Raw genomic sequence first — 24,044 nt, forward strand, 5'->3', positions numbered from 1 at the left:
GCATGGAGCCACTCGTGGCGCTCGAGACCAAACTTCTGCTCATCATCCTCGACGGCGTGCCCTATCGGAACTGGCGCCGCCTGATGGGCAATCTCGAAGGCTGGGTGCAGTCGGGAGAGGCGCGCGTCTGGAAGATGCGCTCGGTGCTGCCCTCGACTTCGGCCTGCTGCTATGCCTCGATCCACACCGGGGTTTCGCCGCAGGTGCACGGCATCCTCTCCAATGAGAACCGGTTCCGGGTCAAGCAGCCGGATATTTTCTCCGAGATCAGCAGGGCCGGCGGCAAGACCGGCGCAGTCACCCATTCCTACTGGTCCGAATTCTTCCGCGCCCATCCCTTCGACCTGGTCGAGGACATGGAATTCGACGAGCCAGGCGGGCCGATCACGCATGGCCGCTTCCACACCATGACTGGCTACAACCTCAAGAACCAGATGACGCCGAGCGATGTCGACCTGTTCGCCACACTGACCATGCTGACCCGGCGCCACAGCATCGACTACGGCATCCTGCATACCTGCACGCTGGATTCGATGGGCCACCGCTTCGGCCATGACTGCCACGAGATGGACCATGCCTGCTATGCGATGGATGGGATGCTCGCCGCCTTCCTGCCCGGCTGGCGCGGAGCCGGCTATGAGGTGATCGTCACCGCCGATCATGGCCAGACGAACCGCGGCCATCACGGCGGCCATGACGATGAGATGCAGGATTTCGCGCTGTACTATTTCGGGCCGGGCAAAGGACCGCAGGCCGATACGCTGCTCGACCAGTTGCAACTCGCGCCGACGGTGCTGAAGCGCCTCGGCGTGCCGGTGCCGGCGACGATGAAGGCGAAGCCGTTTTTGGGGTGACGGAGGAGGCGACCACCAAAGTTCGCGGCCCCCTCTCCCCGTCATTATACGGGGAGAGGGTAAGGGTGAGGGGCAGCGCGAACGTTGAATATGAATAGCGAACGCGGGTGCCGCCCATCATCCGCCTGCCGGCACCTTCTCCCCGTATAGAGACGGGGAGAAGGCTACACTCTGGCAACACCCGCGCTCTTCGGTTAGCCTCCGAAAATTCCTTGGCGGAGGATGAACCTTTTTGGACCGATCGGCGACAGAGCAGACAGGAGCCAGGCGGCTCGACCGGCCATGACGGCGGCGACGGAGACCGATCGCGCGCTTGTCGACCGGGTCGCGAAGGGCGACAGGGCCGCCGTGCGGCTCCTGTTCATGCGCCACCACGCGCGGGTCTATCGCTTCGTGGTGCGCCAGACGGGATCGGAAATGATGGCCGACGATATCGCGAACGAGGTCTTTCTCGAGCTCTGGCGCCAGGCGCCGGGCTTCGAAGGACGCTCGGAAGTCTCGACATGGCTGCTCGGCATTGCCCGCTTCAAGGCGCTGTCCTTGCTGCGCAAGAAAAAGGAAGACTGGATCGACGACGATGACGCGGCGCAGGTCCCCGACAGCGCCGACACGCCGGAAGTCGTCACGATGAAGGACGACAAGGCAGCCGCCCTGCGGCGGTTCATCGATGCGCTGCCGGAAGAGCACCGCACGGTGATCGACCTTGCCTACTACCACGGACAGTCGGTGACCGAGATCGGCGAGGTGCTCGGCATTCCGGTCGCCACCGTCAAAACCCGGATGTTCTACGCCCGCAAGAAACTCGGCGAAGCCTTGAAGGCCGCCGGTTACGACAGGGGGTGGCCATGAGCGCCGCTGAAAAGATGTCGCGCCGCGACGAGATGGAAACGCTGTTGCCGTTCTATTTGAACGGCTCGCTGGAGGGCGCCGAACTGGAAGCCGTCGAGGAATGGCTGGCAACCGATCCGGCGGCACTTGCCGCGCTCGGCGAGGCGGAAGCCGAATTCTCCGGCATCGCCGCTGCCAACGAGGCGATCCGCCCGCCGGCCGATGCGCTCAGCCGTTTCGCCAAGGCGCTCGACGCCGAGGCCGGCCCAGCGCGCGCTCCGGCAGGTCAATCATGGCTGGCGCAGGCTTTCAACCGCTTCATGGCGGTGCCGGTCGGCGTCGCCTGGGCGGCGGCCGCGGTGCTGCTGGCGCTGGTCGGGGTGCAGTCCTTCGTGCAGCCGGGCGGCAAGGGCAATGATTTCGAAATTGCCGGCGCGCAGGACGATCTGGCAAAAATGCCGTTCGCTCTGGTCAAGTTCAAGCCGGAGGCGAAGATGTCGGACATCGCCGTCTTCCTTGGCGAGAACGGGCTGAAGATCGCTGGCGGGCCGACCGCCGATGGTGTCTTCCGCATCGCCATCGCGGCCGAGACCGCTGCCGACTACGAGAAGCTGGTCAGCCTTATTGCCGCCCAGCCTTTCGCGGAAGCTGTGATCGAGGGAAGGAAACCGGCGAGTGGCGGCTAGAACAGTCTTCGGATTTGCTGGATTTCTGCTGGCGGCGGCGACAATCGCCGCCACGCCCGTTTTTGCGCAGAGCACGAACCAGCCGCAGTCGAAACCCGACTGTCTCGACCGGACGAATGCTGCCGGCGCCGACTGCGCCAACGACGAAGGTGGCGGAACGCCCGGCGCGACGGGCGCCGTCTTTCTCCCGGCGCTGATCGTCGACCTGTTCCCCAATCCTACCGGAGGCGGCGGGACGCCGTTGCCGACGCCCGACCCGCGTCGTGACCCGGCCAGCGCTTTGCCTTCGCCGGCCGCGCCCGCCGATGCACCGGTGGTTCCGGCCGCCGTGCCTGGCGGTCCGGTCATTTCGCCGACCGATCTCGTCGCCACCGTGCCGCAGCGCGCCATCGTCGGTGACTACGTGCCCGACGAGGTGCTGGTCACGGTCGACGGCGATGCCGGCGTCGTGCAGCAGATCGCCGCTTCCTTCGGCCTCGAAGTGCGGTCGCAGCGCCAGTCGCGGCTGCTGGGCACCACACTGGCGCGCTTCGGCATTCTCGACGGCCGCCCGGTCGGCGTCGTGCTGGCGCAGTTGGCCGCCGACGGCCGCACAAGGCGGCGCGAGCCCAACCATGTCTATTCGCTGCAGCAGGCGGCCGCCATCGTCAACTATGCCTTCGATCGCATCGAACTCGACGAGAAGCAGGCCAGCGGTGAGAATGTGCGCATCGCCGTCATCGACACCGGCATCGACGACACCAATCCGGCGCTCTCCGGCGTCATCGCCGACCAGTTCGACGCCATGCCCGACGTGCCGATCGAAAAGCGCGACCACGGCACCTCGATCGATGGCTTGATCGCCGGCGTCGGTGCGCTGAAGGGCATGGCGCCCGGCGCGAAGATCTACCACGCCCGCGCCTTCGAGGGCGGCAAGTCGACCATGGATGTCATCCTTTCTGCGCTCGACTGGGCGGCCGAGCAGGATGTGCGCATCATCAATATGAGCTTCGTCGGCCCGAAGAACGACCTGCTCGGCATCGCCTGCCGCAATGCCCGCGCGCTCGGCATCGTGCTGGTGGCCGCCGCCGGCAACAACGGGCCGAAGGCGCCTTATGGCTACCCGGCAGCCTATGACGGTGTCATCGCCGTCACCGCCACCGATGCCAAGGACGGATTGATGCCGCAGGCCAATCGCGGCGCCTACGTCTTCATCTCCGCCCCCGGCGTCGAGATGGTGGCACCGAGCGGCGCAGGCTCCGAAGTGGTCACCGGCACCTCGTTCGCGGCGGCGATCGTGAGCGGGGCCGTCGCCAATCTGATCCACATCGCGCCCGACCGCTCGGCCGACGAGATCGAGAAGGCGCTGGCGGCAACGGCCAGGGATCTCGGCCCGAAGGGCCGCGACAATGATTTCGGCTATGGGCTGCTGGACACCAAGGCGGCAGAGGCGGCGAAGGAATAAGTTGCACCTACGGGCTGTGTGAGATTCAGGCCAGGCCGGCCCCACCTGAACATCACATAGCCTATGGCGCCCCAGCAACCGATCCCCGCACCACCAGGTCGACCGGCCAGACTTCGCCGCGGGCGCCCTCTTCCAGCCCGGAAATCCGCGCCGCCAGCCGTTCGGCGACGCGCGCGCCGGCGAGACGGATCGACGATCGCGTCGTCGATAGCGGCACGGAAAAATTCTCCGGCTTCAGCCATGGGAAGACGTCGTCATGGGCGATCAGCGACAGGTCGTCGGGGATCGTCAGGCCGAGGTCGCGTACCGCGCGCACGACGCCCAGCGCCATGATCAGGCTGGAGCAGGCGATTGCCGTCGGCGGCTCGCTCTGCTCGAGCAGGCGCCGGGCGGCGCGATAGCCGTTCTCCTCGGTCATCGTGACGGAGCAGATATGGCGCTCGCCGAGCGTCAGGCCGCTGGCGGTGAGTGCCCGGCGCATGCCGCGCTCACGATGGATGGCGAAGGTCTCGCGGTCGTCGCCATTGATCAGCGCCAGCCGCCGGTGGCCGAGCTGGATCAGCAGCCGCGCCGCCTCGTGGAAGGCGCCTTCATTGTCGATGTCGGTGAAGGGGTAGTCGAAGCCGAAGCCTTCGCTGCGGCCGTGGACGATGAAGGGGATGCCGAGCGTATTGAGCAACGCCACTCGCCGGTCAACTGGCCGCGGCGAGGAGATGTAGACGGCGTCGACCTGCCGGTTGGCGACGATGCGGCGGTAAGTGGTCTCCTGGTCGTCGGCGTCAGCCGGGGACAGCACCAGGTCGAGCTCGTGCGAACGGGCATAGTCGCCCAGACCGGAGAGGAATTCGATGAAATGCGGGTCGATCTCGACGGCAGCACCCGTCGGCAGCACATAGCCGATCATCCCGGTCTTGCCGGTGGCCAGCCGGCGCGCGCTCGGATTGGGGCGGTAGCCATGGCGCTTGGCTGCGTCCATCACGCGCCGCCGCGTTTCCTCGTTGACCTCCGGATAGCCGTTCAGCGCGCGGCTTACCGTCGTCTGCGAAAGCGCCAGCATATGCGAGAGCTGCTTCAGGTTCACCGGAGGCCTCCAAAGCCTCAAAGCGCTTTTAATTTTGAATCCGAGCGGTGCCAAGGCTGGCGCTGCCGAACAGAGCTAGCATACGCACTGGTCTGGCCAGTTTGAAGCAGAATTGCTGTTGCGCCGCCATAAAACTGTGCTGCAGTGCAGTTTAGTTGCCGCTTATTTGCCAAAACTAAATCGATTAGCTAGCCACCCTCTTGACTCCCGAGCGATTCAATGGCGAGATCAAGAAGACCAAAGCGCTTTGGAAGACTCTTCGAAAGGTTGCGGTTCCTTTCTGACTGAGTCACAGTCCTGCGGCGTCGGCGGGCGGAATGGAGGTTCCGTCCGGGTGTTCATGACCACTGGGAGGAATAGCGATGAAGAAAATGCTTCTGCTGGGCGCTGCGTTCGCAACGCTTGCCCTGAGCCTGCCGGCGCAAGCCGAACTGAAGTTCAAGCCGGGCGAGGACCCGCGCTTCAACTGGGCGAATTACGAAGAGCTGAAGAAGGTCGATCTCAAGGGTGAGACGCTGACCATTTTTGGGCCGTGGCGCGGCGAGGACGAGGGCCTTATCCGCACCGTTCTCGAATATTTCCAGGACGCCACCGGCGTCGAGATCAAATACTCCTCGTCCGAGAATTACGAACAGCAGATCGTCATCGACACCCAGGCCGGCAGCCCGCCCAACATCGCCGTGCTGCCGCAGCCCGGCCTGATCCAGGACCTGGCGTCCAAGGGCCTTCTGACGCCGCTCGGCGACGACACCGCCAAATGGGTCAAGGACAATTACGGCGCCGGCCAATCATGGGTCGACCTCGGCACATTCAAGGACAAGGACGGCAAGCCCGGCTTCTTCGCCTTCCCCTACAAGGCCGACGTGAAATCGCTGGTCTGGTACTCGCCGGACAATTTCGAGGAAGCCGGCTACAAGGTGCCGAAGACGCAGGAAGAACTGGCCGAGCTTGAGAAGAAGATCATCGCCGACGGCGGCACGCCCTGGTGCATCGGGCTCGGCTCCGGCGGCGCCACCGGCTGGCCGGCGACCGACTGGGTCGAGGACATCATGCTGCGTACCCAGCCCCCGGAGACCTACGACAAGTGGGTGAAGAACGAGATCCCGTTCAACGATCCGGCGGTCGTCAACGCCATCGACATTTTTGGCAAGATCGCGACCGACGACAAGATGGTCGACGGCGGCGCCAAGGCGGTTGCCGCGACCGACTTCCGCGACAGCCCGAAGGGCCTCTTCGCGGTGCCGCCGAAATGCTATTTGCACCACCAGGCATCGTTCATCCCGACCTTCTTCCCTGAGGGCACCAAGGTGGGACAGGACGCCGACTTCTTCTACTTCCCGCCCTATGCCTCCAAGCCTGAGCTCGGCACCCCGGTTCTCGGTGCCGGCACGCTGGCCATGATCACGAAAGATAGCAAGAGTGCCCGCGCGTTCATCGAATTCCTGAAGATGCCGCTGGCGCATGAGATCTGGATGGCCCAGGGCGGCTTTGTGACGCCGTTCAAGTCGGTCAACAAGGAAGCCTATGCCAGCGACGCACTGAGGAAGCAGGGCGAGATCCTGGCCAACGCCTCGACCTTCCGCTTCGACGGCTCCGACCTGATGCCGGGCAAGATCGGCGCCGGTTCCTTCTGGACCGGCATGATCGACCTGGTTGGCGGCAAGTCGGCCCAGGATGTCGCCACCGACATCCAGAAGAGCTGGGACGCCATCAAGTAAACCGCCGATCGCAGGCTTATCCGTCCTGACAGGATCCGGGCCGCGATGGCCCGGGTCCCACCGTCGGCCCGACTGCAGCGTTTTTCGTGAAGCATAGAGTTCCGGCATGAAGCGTGGCCTGCCGCGGCGACTACCCGCCTGGCACCTGCTCGCGCTTCACAACTGAATCGGCTCGTGATCCCGTCGCCAAGCTTTTTCTCGATTGGCGGATCATGCGCAGGGGAGAGGGACCCATGGCGGCTCAGATCTTTTCGGCCATATTCGTCATCATCGTCGGCGTCGGCGGCTGCGTCGCCTATTTCTGGGGCGCCAACAAGCTTGTGGACATTATTTTCCCGTCGCGCGGCGTCCAGGGTGCGGCAGCCATCGACAATCTGCGCCGGCAAGGAATGATCCGCCCCTGGCTGTTCGTCGGCCCGGCCATGATCATCCTCACCATCTATCTGATCTATCCGGTGGTCGAGACGCTGCGGCTCTCCTTCCTCGATCGCGGCGGCGGCAATTTCGTCGGCTTCGCCAACTACGAATGGGCGTTCGGCGACCGCGAGTTCCGCAACTCTATCCTCAACAATATCGTCTGGCTGGCGGTGGTGCCGGCCGCCTGCACCTTCCTCGGGCTGATCATTGCCGTGCTCACCGACAAGATCTGGTGGGGCACGATCGCCAAGAGCCTGATCTTCCTGCCGCTTGCGATCTCCTTCGTCGGCGCCAGCGTGATCTGGAAATTCATCTACGAGTATCGCGGCGAGGGCCAGACGCAGATCGGCCTGCTCAACGCCATCATCCAGTATTTCGGCGGTCAGCCGCAGGTCTGGATATCGCTGCCGTTCTGGAACAATTTTTTCCTGATGATCATCCTGATCTGGATCCAGACCGGCTTTGCCATGGTCATCCTGTCTTCCGCCCTGCGCGGCATTCCGGAGGAGACGCTGGAAGCCGCTGTCATCGACGGCGCCAACCCGTTCCAGATATTCTGGAAGATCATGGTGCCGCAGATCTGGGGCACCATCGCCGTTGTCTGGACCACGATCACCATCCTGGTGCTGAAGGTGTTCGACATCGTGCTGACGATGACCAACGGCCAGTGGAACAGCCAGGTTCTGGCCAATCTGATGTTCGACTGGATGTTCCGCGGCGGCGGTGACTTCGGCCGCGGCGCCACCATCGCCATCATCATCATGATCGCGGTCATTCCGATCATGGTCTGGAACATCCGCCAGGCCAACAAAGAGACGGGAGGGCACTGAGATGGCCGTCGCAACCGGAAAGTCGTTTGCCAGCCGCTTCGGCGTCCATATCGCGGTGCTCATCTTCGTGGCGATCTGGACCGTGCCGACGCTCGGCATTCTCGTCTCGTCGCTGCGCGACAAGGACCAGATCATCGCCTCCGGCTGGTGGAATTCATTCGCCAGTTCCAGTCAGACCGAAGCCGGCCGATTGCCGCCGGCCTCGGCGCAGGTCGAAAAGGACGGCAAGTTCGTCCTCCAAGGTAACATCTTCGGCGATGGCGCTGCCCGCAACATCAGCGCCTTCGGCGTCAAGTCGGCCGCGCCGACACAGTATCCGGCCGGCACGACTGCCGATCTCGGCGACGGCGTGACCTTGCAGCTCAACGCCGACGGGACGTTCGTCATGCAGTCGCCAAAAGCGTTCGAGGGCGATCGCGGCCAGCGCGTCTACTACGCCTCGTCGGCGCCGCCGAAATTCACCACCGACAACTACCAGACAGTGCTGTTCTCTGAAGGCATCGGCCGCTCCTTCATGAACTCGCTGACCGTCACCATTCCGGCGACTGTCATCCCGATCCTGATCGCGGCCTTCGCGGCTTACGCGCTCGCCTGGATGCGCTTTCCAGGCCGTGCGCTGCTGATCGCCGTCATCATCGGCCTGCTGGTCGTGCCGCTGCAGATGTCGCTGATCCCGCTCCTAAAACTCTACAACGGCGTCGGCACTTTCTTCGGCGTGCCTTCGAAAACCTATCTCGGCATCTGGCTGGCGCATACCGGCTTCGGCCTGCCCTTCGCCATCTATCTGCTCAGGAGCTACATTGCCGGCCTGCCGCGCGAGATCATGGAATCGGCGCGCATCGACGGCGCCAGCGATTTCGAGATCTTCGTCAAGATCGTGCTGCCGCTGTCGTTCCCGGTGCTCGCCTCGTTCGCCATCTTCCAATTCCTTTGGGTATGGAACGATCTCCTGGTGGCGATGGTTTTCCTCGGTACCGAGGGGGATCAGATCGTGCTGACCGCCAAGCTCAATGCGCTGCTCGGCTCGCGCGGCGGCGACTGGGAGATCCTGACGACATCGGCGTTCGTGACCATTATCGTGCCGCTGATCGTGTTCTTCTCGCTGCAGCGCTATTTCGTACGCGGGCTGCTTGCCGGCTCGGTGAAAGGAGGTTGAGAGTAATGCAATCGGCTTTGAAGGTGACATCCAGACCGGACCCCGCCGTCGATCGTGACTGGTGGCGGGGCGCGGTGATCTACCAGATCTATCCGCGTTCCTATCAGGACTCCAACAGCGACGGCATCGGCGACCTGAAAGGCATTGTCCAACGGCTGCCCTACATCGCATCGCTCGGCGTTGACGCCATCTGGATCTCGCCCTTCTTCAAGTCGCCGATGAAGGATTTCGGCTACGACGTGTCGGACTATTGCGACGTCGACCCGATGTTCGGCACGCTGGCCGATTTCGACGCCTTAACGGCGGAAGCGCACCGGCTGGGCCTCAAGGTGATGATCGACGAGGTTCTGTCGCACACCGCCGACATCCATCCGTGGTTCAAGGAAAGCCGCTCGAGCCGCGCCAATGCGAAGGCCGACTGGTATGTCTGGGCCGATGCAAAACCCGACGGCACGCCGCCCAACAACTGGCTGTCGATCTTCGGCGGTTCGGCCTGGCAGTGGGACACCAGCCGCCAGCAATATTACCTGCACAATTTCCTGGCCGAACAGCCCGATCTCAACTTCCACAACACGGAAGTCCAGGACGCGCTGCTCGACATCACCCGCTTCTGGCTGGAACGTGGCGTCGACGGTTTCCGCCTCGACACCATCAATTTCTACTTCCACAGTCAGGGGCTGGAAAACAACCCGCCGCTGCCGCCGGAAGAGCGCAACGACCAGACGGCGCCTGCCGTGAACCCCTACAATTACCAGGATCATCTCTACGACAAGAGCCGCCCCGAAAACCTCGGTTTTCTGGAACGCTTCCGCGCCCTGCTCGACGAGTATCCGGCACAGGCCGCGGTCGGCGAAGTCGGCGATTCGCAGCGAGGGCTGGAAGTGGTGGCGGCCTACACCGCCGGCGGCAAGCGCGTGCATATGTGCTATTCGTTCGACTTCCTGGCGCCGGAGAAGATCAGCGCCGCCAAGGTACGTTCGGTTCTGGAAGCCTTCGGCAAGGTCGCCAGCGATGGCTGGTCATGCTGGGCCTTCTCCAACCACGACGTGATGCGGCCGGCCTCGCGCTGGGCCGCCGGCGAAGCCGATCCGACCGCCTATCTCAAAGTCATCTCGGCGCTGCTGATGTCGCTGCGCGGCTCGGTCTGCATCTATCAGGGCGAGGAACTCGGCCTCGGCGAGGCGGAGCTTCAGTTCGAGGACCTGCAGGACCCGTACGGCATCCGCTTCTGGCCAGAGTTCAAGGGCCGCGATGGCTGCCGCACGCCGATGGTATGGGATGCCGCTGCCAGGAATGGCGGCTTCTCGACCGCAAAACCCTGGCTGCCGGTGCCCGACAAGCATCTGTCGCAAGCCGTCAACGTGCAGCAGGGCGACGCCAACTCGCTGCTCGAGCACTACCGGCGCTTTCTCGCTTTCCGCCGCCAGCATCCGGCGCTGGCCAAGGGTGACATTACCTTCATCGAAAGCGAGGGCGACACCGTCGCCTTCAACCGCCGCGAGGGCAACGAGCAGGTCGTCTGCGTCTTCAATTTGGGCAGCAAGCCGGCCGAGGTCGCCCTCGGCGGCCAGGCGCTGCAGCCCTTGCCGGGGCACGGCTTTTCAGGACAGTCTGGCACAGGCTCGGTCCGCCTCGGCGGTTACGGCGCCTGGTTCGGGCGTATCGATTAATTTGCAGGGAACCACTGGGAGGAAATCATGGCCGATGTCACGCTGAGACAGGTGAAGAAATCATACGGCAATCTGCACATTCTCCACGGCATCGACCTCGACATAAAGTCGGGCGAGTTCATCGTCTTCGTCGGCCCTTCGGGTTGCGGCAAGTCAACCTTGCTGAGGTCCATCGCCGGGCTCGAGGAGATTACCTCCGGTGAGCTCAAGATTGCCGGTGAGGTGGTGAACGACGTGCCGCCGTCGAAGCGCGGCATCGCCATGGTGTTCCAGTCCTATGCGCTCTACCCGCACATGACGGTCTACGACAACATGGCCTTCTCGATGAAGATCGGCAAGGAAAGCAAGGCTGAGATCGACAAGCGCGTGCGGCAGGCGGCCGAGATCCTGCAGCTGACCAAATATCTCGACCGTCTGCCCAAGGCGATGTCGGGCGGCCAGCGCCAGCGCGTCGCTATCGGCCGCGCCATCGTGCGCAATCCGAAAGTGTTCCTGTTCGACGAACCGCTGTCGAACCTCGATGCGGCACTGCGCGTCGCCACCCGCATCGAGATCGCCAAGCTGAAGGAATCGATGCCGAATACGACGATGATCTACGTCACCCACGACCAGGTCGAGGCGATGACGTTGGCGGACCGCATTGTCGTACTCAAGGAAGGCCATATCGAGCAGGTCGGCACGCCGATGGAGCTCTACAAGCGACCGGGCAATCTGTTCGTCGCCCAGTTCATCGGCTCACCGGCGATGAACATCCTGCCGGCGACGGTCGACAAGACCGGCACCCCGACCGTCGTCAGCCATGTCGGTGGCCGCAAGGCAACGGTGCCGATCGCCACGCCGGCGTCGGCGAAGGGTGCTGCGGTCAGCTTCGGCGTGCGGCCTGAGGATCTGGTGATTGCTACCGGCGCGGACTATCTGTTCGAGGGAACGGTGGACTATGTCGAGCAACTCGGCGAGGTCCAGCTCGTCTATGTCGATATCGGCCGCGCCGACCTGCCGCTGGTGACCAAGATGCCGGGCAATGTCGAGGTCAAGCGCGGGGCGACACTGCGGCTGAGCGCGGACGCCGGCGACCTGCATATCTTCGACGCGGACGGCCACTCCTTCTCGCTCCACGCGCCGGAAGTGAAGGCGGCCTAACGTCAGGCCATTCGGCATCGCATAAAAACAAGAGCGGCGGGCCAGGCCCGCCGCTCTTGTTTGCTAGCAACTTCGGCGGTTAGCGATTGCCGAAGAGGTTGCGGTCGCTGCCCTGGGGCGCTGACTTTTGCACGTCGCCCGACGAATTCAGCAGCTTGTAGACCGGCGACTCGGTGTTGCGCACCGACGAGGTCTGCGTGGTGTCGATGTTGGCGGTCGTCTGCTTGTTGACGGCACTCGAACCAACACTGTCGTTATTGGCATAGGCGCTGCCAGCGGCGATCAGAAGCGCGGCGGCGGTAAGGACAATCTTCTTCATTTTGGGCACTCCTGGATTTCAGATCCCGGAGCGGCGGACTTGACCGCCGCTCTGCGTCTCGTCTTGGGATCGACTGTTTAGTTGTTGCCGAAAAGGTTGCGGTCGCTGCCCTGAACGACGGGCTGGTTGTCGGCATGGGCCGGCTTCTGGATCGAAGCGGTATGCGAGCTGTCGACTGCGGCGGCAGGCTGGTTCGCACCGTTGGAACCATAATTGTCGCTACCAGCGAAGGCGCTGCCGGAAATGGCCAGAAGGGCGGCGGCAGTGAGAACAATCTTTTTCATTTTTTATACTCCAGTATTTTCAGTTTTTTCGTCCGTCTAGCGGCGTGTCTTGGGAAGAAAATCGCGTCGTTCGGACAGCCCCGATGTGGGAAAGCCAGGTGGCGGTTTCCAATCACGAAGTTGTTTCGCTTGGACCATGACTCTGCATCTTGAAATTGTACCAGAGCCTACTACCACCAAGCTTTTTATCAACTTTATCAATTGGTTATCAAAAAGCCACCTATGCATCACCAACAGTGTCGGAGTGCCAGCGTTCACACCGTCCTGCACGCACCGTCAACAGAAACGAACCGTTCGGTTCGATTTCAGAATCCTCTAATAGTCACTTTTTGATACTATTAACCCTTTCGACGCCGGCTAACTCCCGATCGGCTGGCGATTCGTGACGGGCGCCAAGTGCGGCAAAAGCGGGAGATCGGCCTTCCCTAGGAGATGGGCTGCGGTATTCACATTCCGTGTCGCGCCCGCATGGATACGATGTCGCTTTCATGCCGCCACCGAACCGGCCGTCGTGATTAGATCATGGCATCTCAGGTGCCGCTTGGTGACGACGAAGCGGAGAATTGGGAAGCCGGTCAAAACCCGGCGCTGCCCCCGCAACGGTGGTGGAGTTCAAGTCGCAACGGGAGACCACTGGGCCACAAGCCTGGGAAGGTGTCGCGACCGTCCGCAAGGACACTCCAGAGCCCGGAAACCAGCCCGAGATTTCTAGACTCGACTGATCGCGGTGGGCGGTCAAGAGGTGGATGGTGCATGTCCGGCCTGGCGCCGGGTTGCCGCTAATCTTTCCTCCATCACCACCAGTTCAGTCCTTGAACACGAGGACAGGACATGGATGCGCGCAACGACATGCTGAGGCTGCTGCACAGCCGCAAGCAGGGCTACTCGCTGGAACAGCCCTTTTACACCGACGCCGATTTCTTCAAGCTCGACATGGAACTGATCTGGTATCGCGACTGGCTGTTCATAGGCCATGACTGCGAACTGCCGAAGCCCGGCAGCTTCATCACCGCCCAGATCGGCGACTATCCGGTCGTGCTGGTGCGCGACCAGCAAGGCAAGATCAACGCCTTCCACAATTCCTGTCGCCATCGCGGCAGCCGCGTCTGCAACACCGAGAAAGGCACCGCTGCCAAGCTCGTCTGCCCCTATCACCAGTGGACCTACGAACTCGACGGCCGGCTCTTGTTCGCCCGGCAGATGGCCGATGGTTTCGACAAGAGCCAGTTCAGCCTGAAGCCGGTCGCTTGCGAAAGCGTCGGCGGCTACATCTTCATCTGCCTGGCAAAAGAGCCCGCCGACTTCGCGCCGATGCGCGCCATGATCGAGCCCTATCTGCTGCCGCACCGACTGCGCGAGGCGAAGGTCGCCTTCGAATCGACCATCGTCGAAAAGGGCAACTGGAAGCTCGTCTGGGAAAACAACCGCGAGTGCTATCACTGCGCCGGCAACCACCCCGAACTCTGCAAGACCTTCCCGGAAGCGCCGACGGTGACCGGTGTGCAGGGCGCCGACAGCGACCCCGAAATGCTGGCGCACTGGGCGAAATGCGAGGCGGCGGGCCTCCCTAGCAAGTTCCGCATCGACCCGGCCGGACAATATCGCGCCACCCGCGCGCCGCTGCTGCGCGATGCCGTCAGCTATACGATGAACGGCAAGCGGGCAGTGACGAAGAACCTGTCCGACACAGTCTCGGCCGACCGGATCGGCACCTTGATGCACTATCACTACCCGACGACATGGAACCACATTCTCATCGACCACGCGGTGACCTTCCGCGTGCTGCCGATCAGCGCCACGGAGACCGCGGTGACGACGAAGTGGCTGGTCCACAAGGATGCGGTCGAAGGCGTCGACTACAACCTCGAAGAACTCACGCATGTCTGGACCGAAACCAACGATCAGGACCGCCGCATTGTCGAGGAAAATGCCTTCGGCATCCTGTCGCCGGCTTATGAGCCCGGCCCCTATTCGGAACTGCATGAGGGCGGCGTCATCCAGTTCGTCGAATGGTACGCGGCCTTCATCGGCCCGCGCCTTGCCGAAGGCGGCCGGCCGGCGCTGCGCAGCGTCGCCTGAGGGGTGGGGGATGAACGCGATGACCGACCTCGGGCTTTACCGCCACCTCGACGAGATGGCGCCCTGGAACGACAGGCTGCAGGTGTTGGAGGTGATCGGCGTCGCCGACGAGGCGCCCGACGTCAAGACCTTCACCTTCCGCTCCGACAACCAGACCTGGTTCCGCTACAAGCCGGGCCAGTTCGTGACGCTGGAACTGCCAACCGCCGGCGGCCCGCTGATGCGCACCTACACGCTGTCGTCGTCGCCGTCGCGGCCGTTTTCGATCGCGGTGACGGTGAAGGCGCAGGCCGGCAGCCTCGGCACGCGCTGGATGTTCGATCATCTGAAGCCAGGCACCCACGTCAAGGCCTATGGACCGGTGGGCGACTTTTCGCTGCACAGCCATCCGGCGGCGAAATACCTGTTCATCTCGGCCGGCTCCGGCGTCACGCCGATGATGTCGATGCTGCGCTGGCTGAACGACTGCGCGCCATGGACCGATGTCGGCTTCGTCAACTGCGCCCGGCGGCCGGAAGAGATCATCTTCCGCAAGGAACTCGAATTGCTGGGCAGCCGCATGCCCGGCCTGTCGCTCGGCTTCATGATCGAGGAACGGTCGAGCCGTGAAGGCTGGTTCGGCCATATGGGCCGTATCGATGCCATCCGCTTGCCACTGCTGGCGCCCGACTTTCGTGAGCGAGAGATCTTCTGCTGCGGCCCGGATCCGTTCATGCGCGCGGTGCGCGGCATGCTTGAAGCCTCGGGCTTCGACATGGCCAGATACCACCAGGAAAGCTTCGCCGCTCCCGCGGTCGAGGAAGTACCGGCGCCGTTTGCCGTCCCGGCGGACGGCGGCACCGGAGTGCCTGTCGAAGCCGTGACCCCGATCCGCTTCGCGCTTTCGGATGTCGACGCCGAATGCGTTGCAGGGCAGACCGTGCTGCAGACGGCGCGCGCCTCGGGCGTCAGGATCCCCGCGGCCTGCGAATTCGGCCTGTGCGGAACCTGCAAGGTCAAGAAGGTCTCGGGCGACGTCGAGATGAGCCACAATGGCGGCATTCTCGATCACGAGATCGACGACGGCTTTATCCTGGCCTGCTGCTCGAAGCCGCTGTCGGCGCTCGAAATCGAGGCCTGAAGCGTAGCGGTTCAAACGCCGTAGCGCTCGGTACGGATGAGGCCGGGCGGGACTTCGGCATCGATCAAGGCCTGGGCGGCGGCTGACACGAAGGCGTTCGAGCCGCAGACGAAAGCAAGCCTCGGCGGCTCGGGCAGCCGCGCCATGGATTGCATCATCATCTGGACGTCTATCCGCCGCGAATAGTCCTCGGGGCGCCGTGCGGCCTCGCGCGTCAGCGTCAGCACAAGGTCGAACCCGTCGCGACGGTTGTCGAGGCCGATCAGCTCGTCGCGAAAAATCACCTCATCCCAGACCCGCGCCGAAAACACCAGCGCGACCGGCACCGAAGATTTCCGCGCCACTCGGTGGCGCACCATCGCCATCAGCGGCACCACGCCGGAGCCGCCTCCGACCAAAAGCAGCGGCTCGCCATCGCTGTCGGACCAGACGAAATGGCCGCCGAGCGGACCACGCAACTCGATCTCGTCACCGACCACGGCCACCTCGTGGAAGAAGGGCGAGACCTCGCCATCGTCGAGCCGCTCGATCGCCAGCTCGATAGTCCCGCCACTCTCGGGCGCCGAGGCGATGGAATAGGAACGGCGCGCCTGGTAGCCATCCGGCGCCGTCAGCCGGACATCGACATGCTGTCCGGCCTGATGGACGAAAGGCCGCGACAGCTTGAAGACAAAACTGGTGACGCGCGGCGTGCGCTTTTCGATGCGAATGATCTTCGCCGTCTGCCAGGGCGATTGCGCCGCCGCTGCCTCGCTCATGGGTCGCCGGAGTAGCGCTGCTCGCGCCACGGGTCGCCATAGATGTGATAGCCGCGCAATTCCCAAAAGCCCGGCTCGTCGCGTTCGGTGAACTGCAGCCCGTTCAGCCATTTGGCCGACTTCCAGAAATAGAGATGCGGCACCAGGAGCCGCGCCGGCCCGCCATGGTCCGGCGTGATCGGCTTGCCCTCATAAAGCAGCGCCACCATCGCCTTGCCGGCGACAAGGTCCTTCACCGGCACATTGGTGGCGTAGCCGTCGAACGAATGCGCCAGTGTGAAGGAGGTCGGCGACCCAATGCCGGCATCCGCGAGGATGTCGTCGATCAGCACGCCTTGCCATGCCGTGTCGAACTTGGTCCACGCGGTCACGCAATGGATGTCGCGCGTCATCCGGGTCAGCGGCAGCGCATTGAACTCGGCCCAGCTCCACTTCTTGATCGGCCGCGGTCCGTGCTTGAGCGTGAACGACCAGTCCTCGGTGCGCAAGCGCGGCGTCGGTCCGGCCGACAGCACGGGAAAACCTTGCTCGAGATACTGTCCGGGCGGGATGCGGGCGTCCGTATCCGTCGGGGGCCTTCGCCCGGAAGAGAAGCCGCGGGTAACCATTGGGACAATCCGTTTGCGCTGCGTTCGAAATCGACCGCAGCCAGTGTTCGCGAAGATATCCCGACGGGCAACAGGAATCTTGGGCAGCCCGACGGGCTCACCGCCGATGCGGCAAGCCTGTCGAACTCGTCCCTCAGCCGGCGGCGAAGGGCACCGCGACGAAGATCTGCGCGTCGCCGCGATCGACGAGCAACAGCACAGATTTCCTGCCGGACTTGCCGGCCTGCGCGATCGCCTGGTTTGCCTGCCTGGCGTTCTTCACCGGGGTCTGGTCGACACCGACGATGACATCGCCCGGCTGGATGCCGGCGGCCGAGGCCGCCTTGTCCGGATTGACGCGCTCGACCAAGGCGCCGCGCTGGTCGTCGGTCAGGTTCAGCTGCTCGCGAACATCCGGCGTGAGGTCGGTGAGGCCGAGGCCGAGAGACGGCACGCGCAAGGCCTGCTCCGTGGACTTGCCGCCATTGCCTTCGGCCGATGCGGTCTGCACGTCATCGCTGTTGCGTCCGACATCGGCGGAAATCTGCATGGTCTTGCCGTCGCGCCAGACATTGAGCATTTCCCTGGCGCCCGGTGCTACGTCGGCGACGGCACGCGACAGGTCTTTCGGATCCTTTATCTCCCGGCCGGCGAAGCCGGTGATGACGTCGCCGGTCTTGATGCCCGCCTTCGCGGCCGGCGATCCGTCGGTGACCTCGGAAACCAGTGCGCCGCCGGGATGGTCAAGGCCCATGGCGCTGGCGACGTCCGGCGTCACCTCCTGGATCTGGACGCCGAGATAGCCATACTGGATGTCGCCGCCCTTCATCAGCTTGGCGACCACCTTCTCGGCCTGGTCAGACGGGATGGCGAAGCCGACCCCGACGCTGCCGCCATTGGGCGAATAGATCGCCGCGTTGATGCCGACGACATTGCCCGCGACATCCACCAGCGGGCCGCCGGAATTGCCGTGGTTGATCGGCGCGTCGATCTGGATGAAGTCGTCGAACGGACCGCTGTGCAGGTCGCGGCCGCGCGCCGAAACGATGCCTGCGGTGACCGTGGTGCCGATGCCGAACGGGTTGCCGAAAGCCAGCACCTGGTCGCCCGGCATTAGCTTGTCGGAATCGCCCCATTTGACGGTCGGCAGGGACTTGTCGGCCTTGACCTTGAGCACGGCGAGATCGTTCTTGGCATCGCGGCCGACCAGCTTGGCGGGAAGCTCGGTGCCGTCATCGAGCGTCACCTTGATCGAGGTGGCGCCATCGATGACGTGATTGTTGGTGACGATGGTGCCATCCGAGCCGACGATGAAGCCGGACCCAAGTGCCTCCGCACGCTGCGACTGTTGCTGCGGCGGGGTCTTGGGCATGGGTGTTGCCTGGTCGCCGAAAAACTGACGGAAATAGTCGTCGAAGGGCGAACCGCCGTCGAAGGGGGAGTCTTCGCTCATCGTTTCCGGCTGCGCTTTCATGACGGTGGTGACCGTCACCACCGCCGGCTTGTCGGCCGCCACGATCGGAGCAAACGAGCCGTTCGGCGCCTTTATGCCGGCGACGGGGGTCTGGGTTGTCGGAACGGTGCTGCTTGCGCCCATATTGTTCGCACTCTCTGCGAAGGACACCACGAAGGGGGATAGGATCAGCGCAGCGCCCAGCAAGGCCGCGACGCGATGTCTGCGAAGGATATCTGACATGGTCGTCTGTCCGGGCGAGAGTTGATCCGGCGCCGTGGCCGCTTCTCCCGTACGGGAAACCGGCCATCCGGCGTGTCGACGGTTGCGATTGCCTGTCTCGCCTGGCATGGCAGCCGACCGGATCGACAGACCTGCATCTAGGGTCTGGATGGGTCCGAATTAGGGTTCTTGTGCCATCTTACGAAGATTTAATGTCCGCGGGCGCTTCGGTCGGCGCATCAACGCCCATTGGTGCGCCTGAGATAGGCCGAGGCGATCTCCCGCATCCGCTTGCCGTCGAAGCTCGGCCCGTGCCCGCCATGGCCGATGCGGATCGGCAGGTCGAGCAGCCGCTGCATCGTGCGACGATAGGCGGCGCGGTCGGAATCCGGCAGGTCGTCGATCAGCATGCCGTCATAGATGGCATCGCCGGCGAAAAACAGGCCGTCGGCCTCGTCGAACAGCGCGATCGAATCAGGCGAATGTCCCGGCAGGTGCAGCACCTTGAACTGCCGGTCGCCGAGATCGACGACATCGCCCTCGGCAAGCGTCCTTGTCAGCGGTGCCGGCGGGATCCTGTAGTCGGCCGCTTTCCAACTGGGCGCCGGCAATTTCGAGACGGCGCCGTCGAGATTGTGGAACATGTAGGCGTAGGTCACCGCCTCATCCATGCTGTCGAATTTTTCGGCGCTTTGCTCCGGTCCCGCCCGCAGCGGGAATTCGTGCAGCGAGCCGACATGGTCGAGATGGATATGGGTGGCGACGACCAGCAGCGGCTTGCCGGCGGGCGTGTCAATCTGGGGCGCCAGCGGGCAGATGCCCATGCCGGTGTCGACGAGCAGGTCGACGTCGCGGCCTTTGAGATGCCAGATGTTGGCGCGCACGAAATCGTGCACGAACGGCTCGGTCAGCATCGTCGTCCTGGCGTCGATACTGGTCTTGCTGAACCAGTCGCCCAGCACACGTTCGTCCATCAGAGTGGCACCCACCAGACTGGCGCCATCAGACGAAGGGCTTTCCGACCTTGTATTTTTCCGGCACCAGCCGCCTGAGATAGGCCATGCCGGCCTCGGACAGTTGGTTGACATCGGGCTTCATGAAATCGTCGGGCATGTGGCGCGTCTTGCCGGCGACGTTTTTCAGCGGCACCTTCTTCAGCACGGTCTTCGTGCCGTCATATTGCAGAGCCACCGAGCCCCCACCCTCCTCGGCGACGGCAACGGCGAAGGCGCCGGCATCGAAGGCCTCCTTGGCGTCAACGGCGCTGATCGCGCCGACATAGCCGCGCGGCATATAGCCGAGTGCATCGACACGTGCGCGCTTGCCAGGCAGTCCCTCGGCCAACGCCCGTTCCAGCGCTGCCGGCAGGTCGCTGCCCGACAGCTTGACGTTGCCATGGGCGTCGCGCTCAAGCTTCTCCGGTGGCACCAGGCTTTCGACCAGTGCCTTGCCGTCGGCGGTGCTGACGCCTTCGGATACGGCGACGATGCAGCGCTTGTGGCGGTCGAGCGCGGCGCGCACGTCGTCGATGAAGCCGGCGGCCGAGAACGGCCGCTCCGGCACGTAGACGAGATGCGGGCCGCTGTCGGGGTCGAGCTGCCATGCGGCCGCGGCTGCGGTGAGGAAGCCGGCGTGCCGGCCCATGACGATGCCGACATAGATGCCGGGCAAGGCGCGGAAATCGAGATCGACCGAGAGGAAGGCCCCGGCAACGAACTCGGCCGCCGAGATGAAACCCGGCGTGTGGTCGTTCTCCTCGAGATCGTTGTCGATGGTTTTCGGCGCGTGCACGAAGGCCATCGTGCCGCCGGCGGCGTCGGTCAGGATCTGCTGCGTGCCGGACGTGTCATTGCCTCCGATATAGATGAAGGCGTCGGCTCCGGCCTTCTTCAGGCCGTTGAGGATGACCTCGCAATAGGCCGCGTCTGGCTTGTCACGCGTCGAGCCCAGTGCCGCACTCGGCGTCGCCGCGATCAGCCTGAGCTGTTCCTCGGAGATGGCCGAGAGGTCGGCATAGTTGCCGTCACGAATGCCGCGCACGCCGTGGATCGAGCCCAGCACCTTGGCGCCGGGATGCCGCTTGCGGATCTCCAGTGCTGCACCAACCATGGTCTGGTTGATGACAGCGGTCGGTCCGCCGCCCTGCGCGATCACAAACGTTCCTGACATTCTTCAATTCTCCGGATGGTGGCTTCGCAGGCACATTCGCCTGTCTTGCGGCATCACGCAACGGGAGAGTCAAACGGCTGCGAGCAGCCGTCGAACGATCAGACGACGACGACCGGGTTCTTCTTGGAAACGCGGCTGTAGAGGTCGATGATGTCCTGGTTGATCAGGCGCACGCAGCCCGACGACATCGCCTGGCCGATGCTCCACCATTCGGGCGAGCCGTGGATGCGGTAGCCGGTATCCTTGCCGTCCTGGTAGATGTAGAGCGCCCTTGCACCGAGCGGGTTGGTGAGGCCGCCGGGCTGGCCGCCCTGCCATTTCACCAGCTCCGGCTTGCGCGCGATCATTTCAGGCGGCGGCGTCCAGACCGGCCATTCCTTTCCGTACTGGATGTTGGCGCGGCCGGACCAGCGGAAGCCGTCCTTGCCGATTCCGACGCCGTAGCGGATCGCCTCGCCGCCGGGCTGCACCAGATAGAGCATGCGCTCCTGCAGGTGCACGACGATGGTGCCGGGCGCCTCGCCGGTCTTGTCGACGACGATCTGGCGGCGAAATTCCGCCTTGACCTTCTGATAGGGCACTGCCGGCACTTCGAATCCGCCATCGGTGAGCGAGGCGTACATCACGTCCGGGCCGGTGATGTTCTTGTCGACGCTGATCGCGGGACGGATTGGCCGCACCGAGCCGGTGGTGGTGTCGTCGAGCTGCAGCTGCGGCAGGTCGAGCGTCTGGCTGCAGCCGGCCATGCCGAGCAGCGCCATGGCGCCGGCGCCTGAAAGCACCGCGCGGCGGGAAAGCAGATTGTCGGCTTCGATCGCGTCGCCATTCACTGGCGGCGTCAGATTTTGCGGCTTACGCATGCACCCAAACCCTACGCTGTCGGCGGAAACACGGTCCGGCCGGATAGGGCCAGTTTCGCCAATCATGGTTGAAAAAGCGTGAAGAGCCGGACTTTGGTCTTAACCCTGTTCGGCTGTCACCCGCGCGGGCAAGGCGAAACGGCCCGCCTCGGGATTTCGAAGAAGCCTCTTTACATTTTTGCGCGCCCAAGGATTTATCCTTTTCTTTGCGCTCAAGGAGACACCGATGTCCTTCGAAAACTGGGCCGCCTTCGCCGCCGCCTCCACCATCCTTCTCGTCATTCCGGGCCCGACCATCCTTTTGGTCGTGTCCTATGCGCTGGGCCAGGGCTGGCGCACGGCGTTGCCGATGGCGGTCGGCGTGGCGCTGGGCGATTTCACCGCCATGACGTTGTCGATGCTGGGCATCGGCGCGCTGCTGGCGGCATCGGCCACCGTTTTCACGGTGCTGAAGGTGATCGGCGCCTGCTACCTGATCTATCTGGGCGTAAAACTGTTCCGCGCCGGCGGCGCGCTCAAGGCCGAGCCGCGCACCGACGTGGTGTCCTCGGCGAAAATGATGGCGCATGCCTGGCTGGTAACAGCGCTCAACCCCAAGAGCATCACCTTCTTCGTCGCCTTCCTGCCGCAGTTCCTCGACCGGCACGCGGATTTCTGGACGCAGATGCTGGTCTTCGAGACGACCTTCCTGGCGCTCGCCTTCGCCAATGCCTTCGGCTATGCGCTGATCGCGGCCAGGGCACGCAATGTCGTGCGCAATCCCAAAGCGATCCGCATCTTCAACCGCACCGGTGGCACGCTGCTGGTCGGCGCCGGCATCGCCACCATGGCGGTGCGCTCGGGTAATTGAGGCGGAAGAATTCGCCTGCCCTGCCTGATTTTGCTTGCTCGATGGGGCCTGGGCCCAGGGTTGGCGTGCCAGCTTTTGTTGGCCTAAGATAGGCTGGCCTCGGCATCTGATGGAGGGCAAGGCATGGCGGTCAAGGACGCATTCGGCCTGACATTGTCGGGTGCGACGGGGGCCGGTTTCGCGCCCTACGCCCAGGCCGTGCGCGAACTGCAGTGCTTCATTGGCGATCCCGTCGCCTCAGCCGACCGCGCCATCGCCGAAAACCCCGATTTCGTCATGGCGCATGTCTTCAAGGGCTATCTCTTCGGCCTCGCCACTGAGCGGGCGGCAAGCCTGGTGGCCAAGGCTTGTCACGAGGCTGCGCTGCCGCTTGCTGCGACGCCGCGCGAGCAGGCGCATGTCGCGGCCCTCGGTCATCTCGCCGCCGGCCGCTGGCATGAGGCCTCGCGAACGCTCGAGGACATCGCCATCGACTTTCCGCTCGACATGGTGGCGCTGCAGACCGGGCACCAGATCGATTTCTTCACCGGCAATGCCCGCATGCTGCGCGACCGCATCGGCCGCGCGCTGCCCTTCTGGCAAAAGGACATGCCCGGCTACCACGCCGTCCTCGGCATGCAGGCCTTCGGGCTGGAGGAGATGGGCGACTATGCGCGCGCCGAAAAGCTTGGCCGCACGGCGGTCGACATCGAGCCGCGCGACGGCTGGGCGCAGCACGCCGTTGCCCATGTCATGGAAATGCAGAGCCGGCAAAGAGACGGCATCGCCTGGATGCGCGCCAACCCGGAGGCGTGGACGAAGGACAGCTTCCTGCAGGTGCACAATTGGTGGCATCTGTCGCTGTTCCACTACGATCTCGGCGAGACCGACGAGGTGCTGGCGCTCTATGACGGGCCGATCTACGGCACGCCGTCGACGCTGGCGCTCAACATGGTCGATGCCTCGGCGATCCTGTGGCGGCTCTATCTCGGCGGCGCCGATGTCGGCGACCGCTGGGCAGCCCTTGCCGCCAACTGGCCCAAGGCCGGCGCCGGCAATTACGCCTTCAACGATGCGCATGCGATGATGGCCTTCGTCGGCGCCGGCCTCGAAGCGCCGGCCAAAACCCTACTCGAAGCGCAGCGCGAGGCGATGCGCGGCAACGACGACAATGCTGCCTTCACCCGGGATGTCGGCCATCCCCTGACGCTCGCCATCAAGGCCTTCGGCGACGGCAACTATGCCGAGACGGTACGCCTGATCCGGCCGATTCGCGCCATCGCTCAACGCTTCGGCGGCAGCCACGCGCAGCGCGACGCTATCGATCTCACTTTGATCGAGGCGGCGCTGCGTTCCGGCGACCATGCCCTGTCGCGGGCGCTAACGGCGGAACGCACGCTGGCGCGGCCGGACAGTCCGCTCTCGGCATTGTTTTCGCAACGCGCCGCCGAATTGTCCGAGAATTGACCGGCGGCGAATCTTGCCTTAAAAACTGGCCAAGCCAGATTTTTTCGAGACCCGAAAAAAATAATGGCAGTGG

General features: G+C 63.9%; 22 protein-coding genes and 1 riboswitch. Of the genes, 13 read left to right on the plus strand and 9 right to left on the minus strand.

What is annotated here, in order from left to right:
* Positions 1 to 14 precede the first annotated feature (14 nt).
* From ACFX5Q_RS01590 to ACFX5Q_RS01605, 4 genes are all read left to right on the plus strand, one after another.
* Entirely contained in the window at positions 15 to 854 is an 840-nt protein-coding gene (locus ACFX5Q_RS01590; RefSeq protein WP_404274837.1) for an alkaline phosphatase family protein, read from the plus strand.
* Between the two features lie 282 nt (positions 855 to 1,136).
* Positions 1,137 to 1,703, plus strand: a complete 567-nt coding sequence (locus ACFX5Q_RS01595; RefSeq protein WP_192179270.1) for a sigma-70 family RNA polymerase sigma factor — start codon at positions 1,137 to 1,139, stop codon at positions 1,701 to 1,703.
* Positions 1,700 to 2,368 carry an anti-sigma factor gene (locus ACFX5Q_RS01600; RefSeq protein ID WP_404274839.1) on the plus strand — a complete coding sequence of 223 codons (669 nt, stop codon included), beginning with the start codon at positions 1,700 to 1,702 and terminating at the stop codon, positions 2,366 to 2,368. The genes ACFX5Q_RS01595 and ACFX5Q_RS01600 overlap by 4 nt, the downstream gene beginning before the upstream one ends.
* A complete protein-coding gene (locus ACFX5Q_RS01605) occupies positions 2,358 to 3,812 on the plus strand; it encodes a S8 family serine peptidase (protein ID WP_404274841.1) in 1,455 nt (484 codons plus the stop codon). Before ACFX5Q_RS01600 ends, ACFX5Q_RS01605 begins: the two co-directional genes overlap by 11 nt.
* A 61-nt stretch (positions 3,813 to 3,873) precedes the next feature.
* Here ACFX5Q_RS01605 and ACFX5Q_RS01610 read toward each other — a convergent pair whose 3' ends face one another.
* Positions 3,874 to 4,893 carry a substrate-binding domain-containing protein gene (locus ACFX5Q_RS01610; RefSeq protein ID WP_404274843.1) on the minus strand — a complete coding sequence of 340 codons (1,020 nt, stop codon included), beginning with the start codon at positions 4,891 to 4,893 and terminating at the stop codon, positions 3,874 to 3,876.
* A 362-nt stretch (positions 4,894 to 5,255) separates the two neighbouring features.
* On the opposite strand from ACFX5Q_RS01610, the gene ACFX5Q_RS01615 reads away from it, so the two are divergent.
* From ACFX5Q_RS01615 to ACFX5Q_RS01635, 5 genes are all read left to right on the plus strand, one after another.
* Complete coding sequence (locus tag ACFX5Q_RS01615) at positions 5,256 to 6,611, plus strand: ABC transporter substrate-binding protein (RefSeq protein ID WP_404274844.1); 1,356 nt, start codon at positions 5,256 to 5,258, stop codon at positions 6,609 to 6,611.
* Between the two features lie 233 nt (positions 6,612 to 6,844).
* The gene (locus ACFX5Q_RS01620; protein ID WP_120011867.1) at positions 6,845 to 7,858 is read left to right on the plus strand and encodes a carbohydrate ABC transporter permease; all 1,014 of its coding nucleotides are present in this window, start codon (positions 6,845 to 6,847) and stop codon (positions 7,856 to 7,858) included.
* Position 7,859: 1 nt separating this feature from the next.
* A complete protein-coding gene (locus tag ACFX5Q_RS01625; protein WP_404274845.1) occupies positions 7,860 to 9,014 on the plus strand; it encodes a carbohydrate ABC transporter permease in 1,155 nt (384 codons plus the stop codon).
* A gap of 5 nt (positions 9,015 to 9,019) precedes the next feature.
* Positions 9,020 to 10,684, plus strand: coding sequence for an alpha-glucosidase (locus ACFX5Q_RS01630; protein ID WP_404274847.1), 1,665 nt, complete (start codon positions 9,020 to 9,022; stop codon positions 10,682 to 10,684).
* Positions 10,685 to 10,711: 27 nt separating this feature from the next.
* Complete coding sequence (locus ACFX5Q_RS01635; protein WP_404274848.1) at positions 10,712 to 11,824, plus strand: ABC transporter ATP-binding protein; 1,113 nt, start codon at positions 10,712 to 10,714, stop codon at positions 11,822 to 11,824.
* Between the two features lie 79 nt (positions 11,825 to 11,903).
* On the opposite strand, the gene ACFX5Q_RS01640 is transcribed toward ACFX5Q_RS01635, so the two are convergent.
* On the minus strand, positions 11,904 to 12,143 hold the full coding sequence (locus tag ACFX5Q_RS01640) for a DUF680 domain-containing protein (protein ID WP_404274850.1): 240 nt from the start codon (positions 12,141 to 12,143) through the stop codon (positions 11,904 to 11,906).
* Positions 12,144 to 12,220: 77 nt separating this feature from the next.
* The gene (locus ACFX5Q_RS01645; RefSeq protein ID WP_404274851.1) at positions 12,221 to 12,427 is read right to left on the minus strand and encodes a DUF680 domain-containing protein; all 207 of its coding nucleotides are present in this window, start codon (positions 12,425 to 12,427) and stop codon (positions 12,221 to 12,223) included.
* Positions 12,428 to 12,942: 515 nt separating this feature from the next.
* Positions 12,943 to 13,145, plus strand: a riboswitch (cobalamin riboswitch).
* Positions 13,146 to 13,258: 113 nt separating this feature from the next.
* On the opposite strand from ACFX5Q_RS01645, the gene ACFX5Q_RS01650 reads away from it, so the two are divergent.
* A complete protein-coding gene (locus tag ACFX5Q_RS01650) occupies positions 13,259 to 14,506 on the plus strand; it encodes an aromatic ring-hydroxylating dioxygenase subunit alpha (protein ID WP_404274853.1) in 1,248 nt (415 codons plus the stop codon).
* A gap of 19 nt (positions 14,507 to 14,525) precedes the next feature.
* Entirely contained in the window at positions 14,526 to 15,626 is a 1,101-nt protein-coding gene (locus ACFX5Q_RS01655) for a 2Fe-2S iron-sulfur cluster-binding protein (protein WP_404275350.1), read from the plus strand.
* An 11-nt stretch (positions 15,627 to 15,637) separates the two neighbouring features.
* Here ACFX5Q_RS01655 and ACFX5Q_RS01660 read toward each other — a convergent pair whose 3' ends face one another.
* The 6 genes from ACFX5Q_RS01660 to ACFX5Q_RS01685 all read right to left on the minus strand — a co-directional run bounded on the left by ACFX5Q_RS01660 (position 15,638) and on the right by ACFX5Q_RS01685 (position 21,576).
* A complete protein-coding gene (locus ACFX5Q_RS01660; RefSeq protein WP_404274855.1) occupies positions 15,638 to 16,384 on the minus strand; it encodes a ferredoxin reductase in 747 nt (248 codons plus the stop codon).
* Positions 16,381 to 16,992, minus strand: coding sequence for a sulfite oxidase-like oxidoreductase (locus ACFX5Q_RS01665; RefSeq protein WP_404274857.1), 612 nt, complete (start codon positions 16,990 to 16,992; stop codon positions 16,381 to 16,383). Before ACFX5Q_RS01665 ends, ACFX5Q_RS01660 begins: the two co-directional genes overlap by 4 nt.
* A gap of 133 nt (positions 16,993 to 17,125) precedes the next feature.
* The gene (locus tag ACFX5Q_RS01670; protein ID WP_404274858.1) at positions 17,126 to 18,667 is read right to left on the minus strand and encodes a DegQ family serine endoprotease; all 1,542 of its coding nucleotides are present in this window, start codon (positions 18,665 to 18,667) and stop codon (positions 17,126 to 17,128) included.
* 218 nt (positions 18,668 to 18,885) lie between these two features.
* Entirely contained in the window at positions 18,886 to 19,620 is a 735-nt protein-coding gene (locus ACFX5Q_RS01675) for an MBL fold metallo-hydrolase (RefSeq protein WP_404274860.1), read from the minus strand.
* A gap of 28 nt (positions 19,621 to 19,648) precedes the next feature.
* Positions 19,649 to 20,815 carry a diphosphate--fructose-6-phosphate 1-phosphotransferase gene (locus ACFX5Q_RS01680; RefSeq protein WP_404274861.1) on the minus strand — a complete coding sequence of 389 codons (1,167 nt, stop codon included), beginning with the start codon at positions 20,813 to 20,815 and terminating at the stop codon, positions 19,649 to 19,651.
* Between the two features lie 98 nt (positions 20,816 to 20,913).
* Entirely contained in the window at positions 20,914 to 21,576 is a 663-nt protein-coding gene (locus ACFX5Q_RS01685) for a L,D-transpeptidase (RefSeq protein WP_404275352.1), read from the minus strand.
* 325 nt (positions 21,577 to 21,901) lie between these two features.
* Here ACFX5Q_RS01685 and ACFX5Q_RS01690 point away from each other — a divergent pair, with 325 nt between their 5' ends.
* Together ACFX5Q_RS01690 and ACFX5Q_RS01695 are read left to right on the plus strand one after the other, a co-directional pair.
* The gene (locus ACFX5Q_RS01690) at positions 21,902 to 22,525 is read left to right on the plus strand and encodes a LysE family translocator (RefSeq protein WP_404274863.1); all 624 of its coding nucleotides are present in this window, start codon (positions 21,902 to 21,904) and stop codon (positions 22,523 to 22,525) included.
* 123 nt (positions 22,526 to 22,648) lie between these two features.
* Positions 22,649 to 23,971 (plus strand): tetratricopeptide repeat protein, encoded by a 1,323-nt coding sequence (locus ACFX5Q_RS01695; RefSeq protein ID WP_404274865.1) that lies wholly within the window; start codon positions 22,649 to 22,651, stop codon positions 23,969 to 23,971.
* Positions 23,972 to 24,044 lie beyond the last annotated feature (73 nt).

Origin of the sequence: Mesorhizobium sp. IMUNJ 23033 (assembly GCF_044778005.1) — a bacterium.
Classification (GTDB): Bacteria; Pseudomonadota; Alphaproteobacteria; order Rhizobiales; family Rhizobiaceae; genus Mesorhizobium; species Mesorhizobium amorphae_A.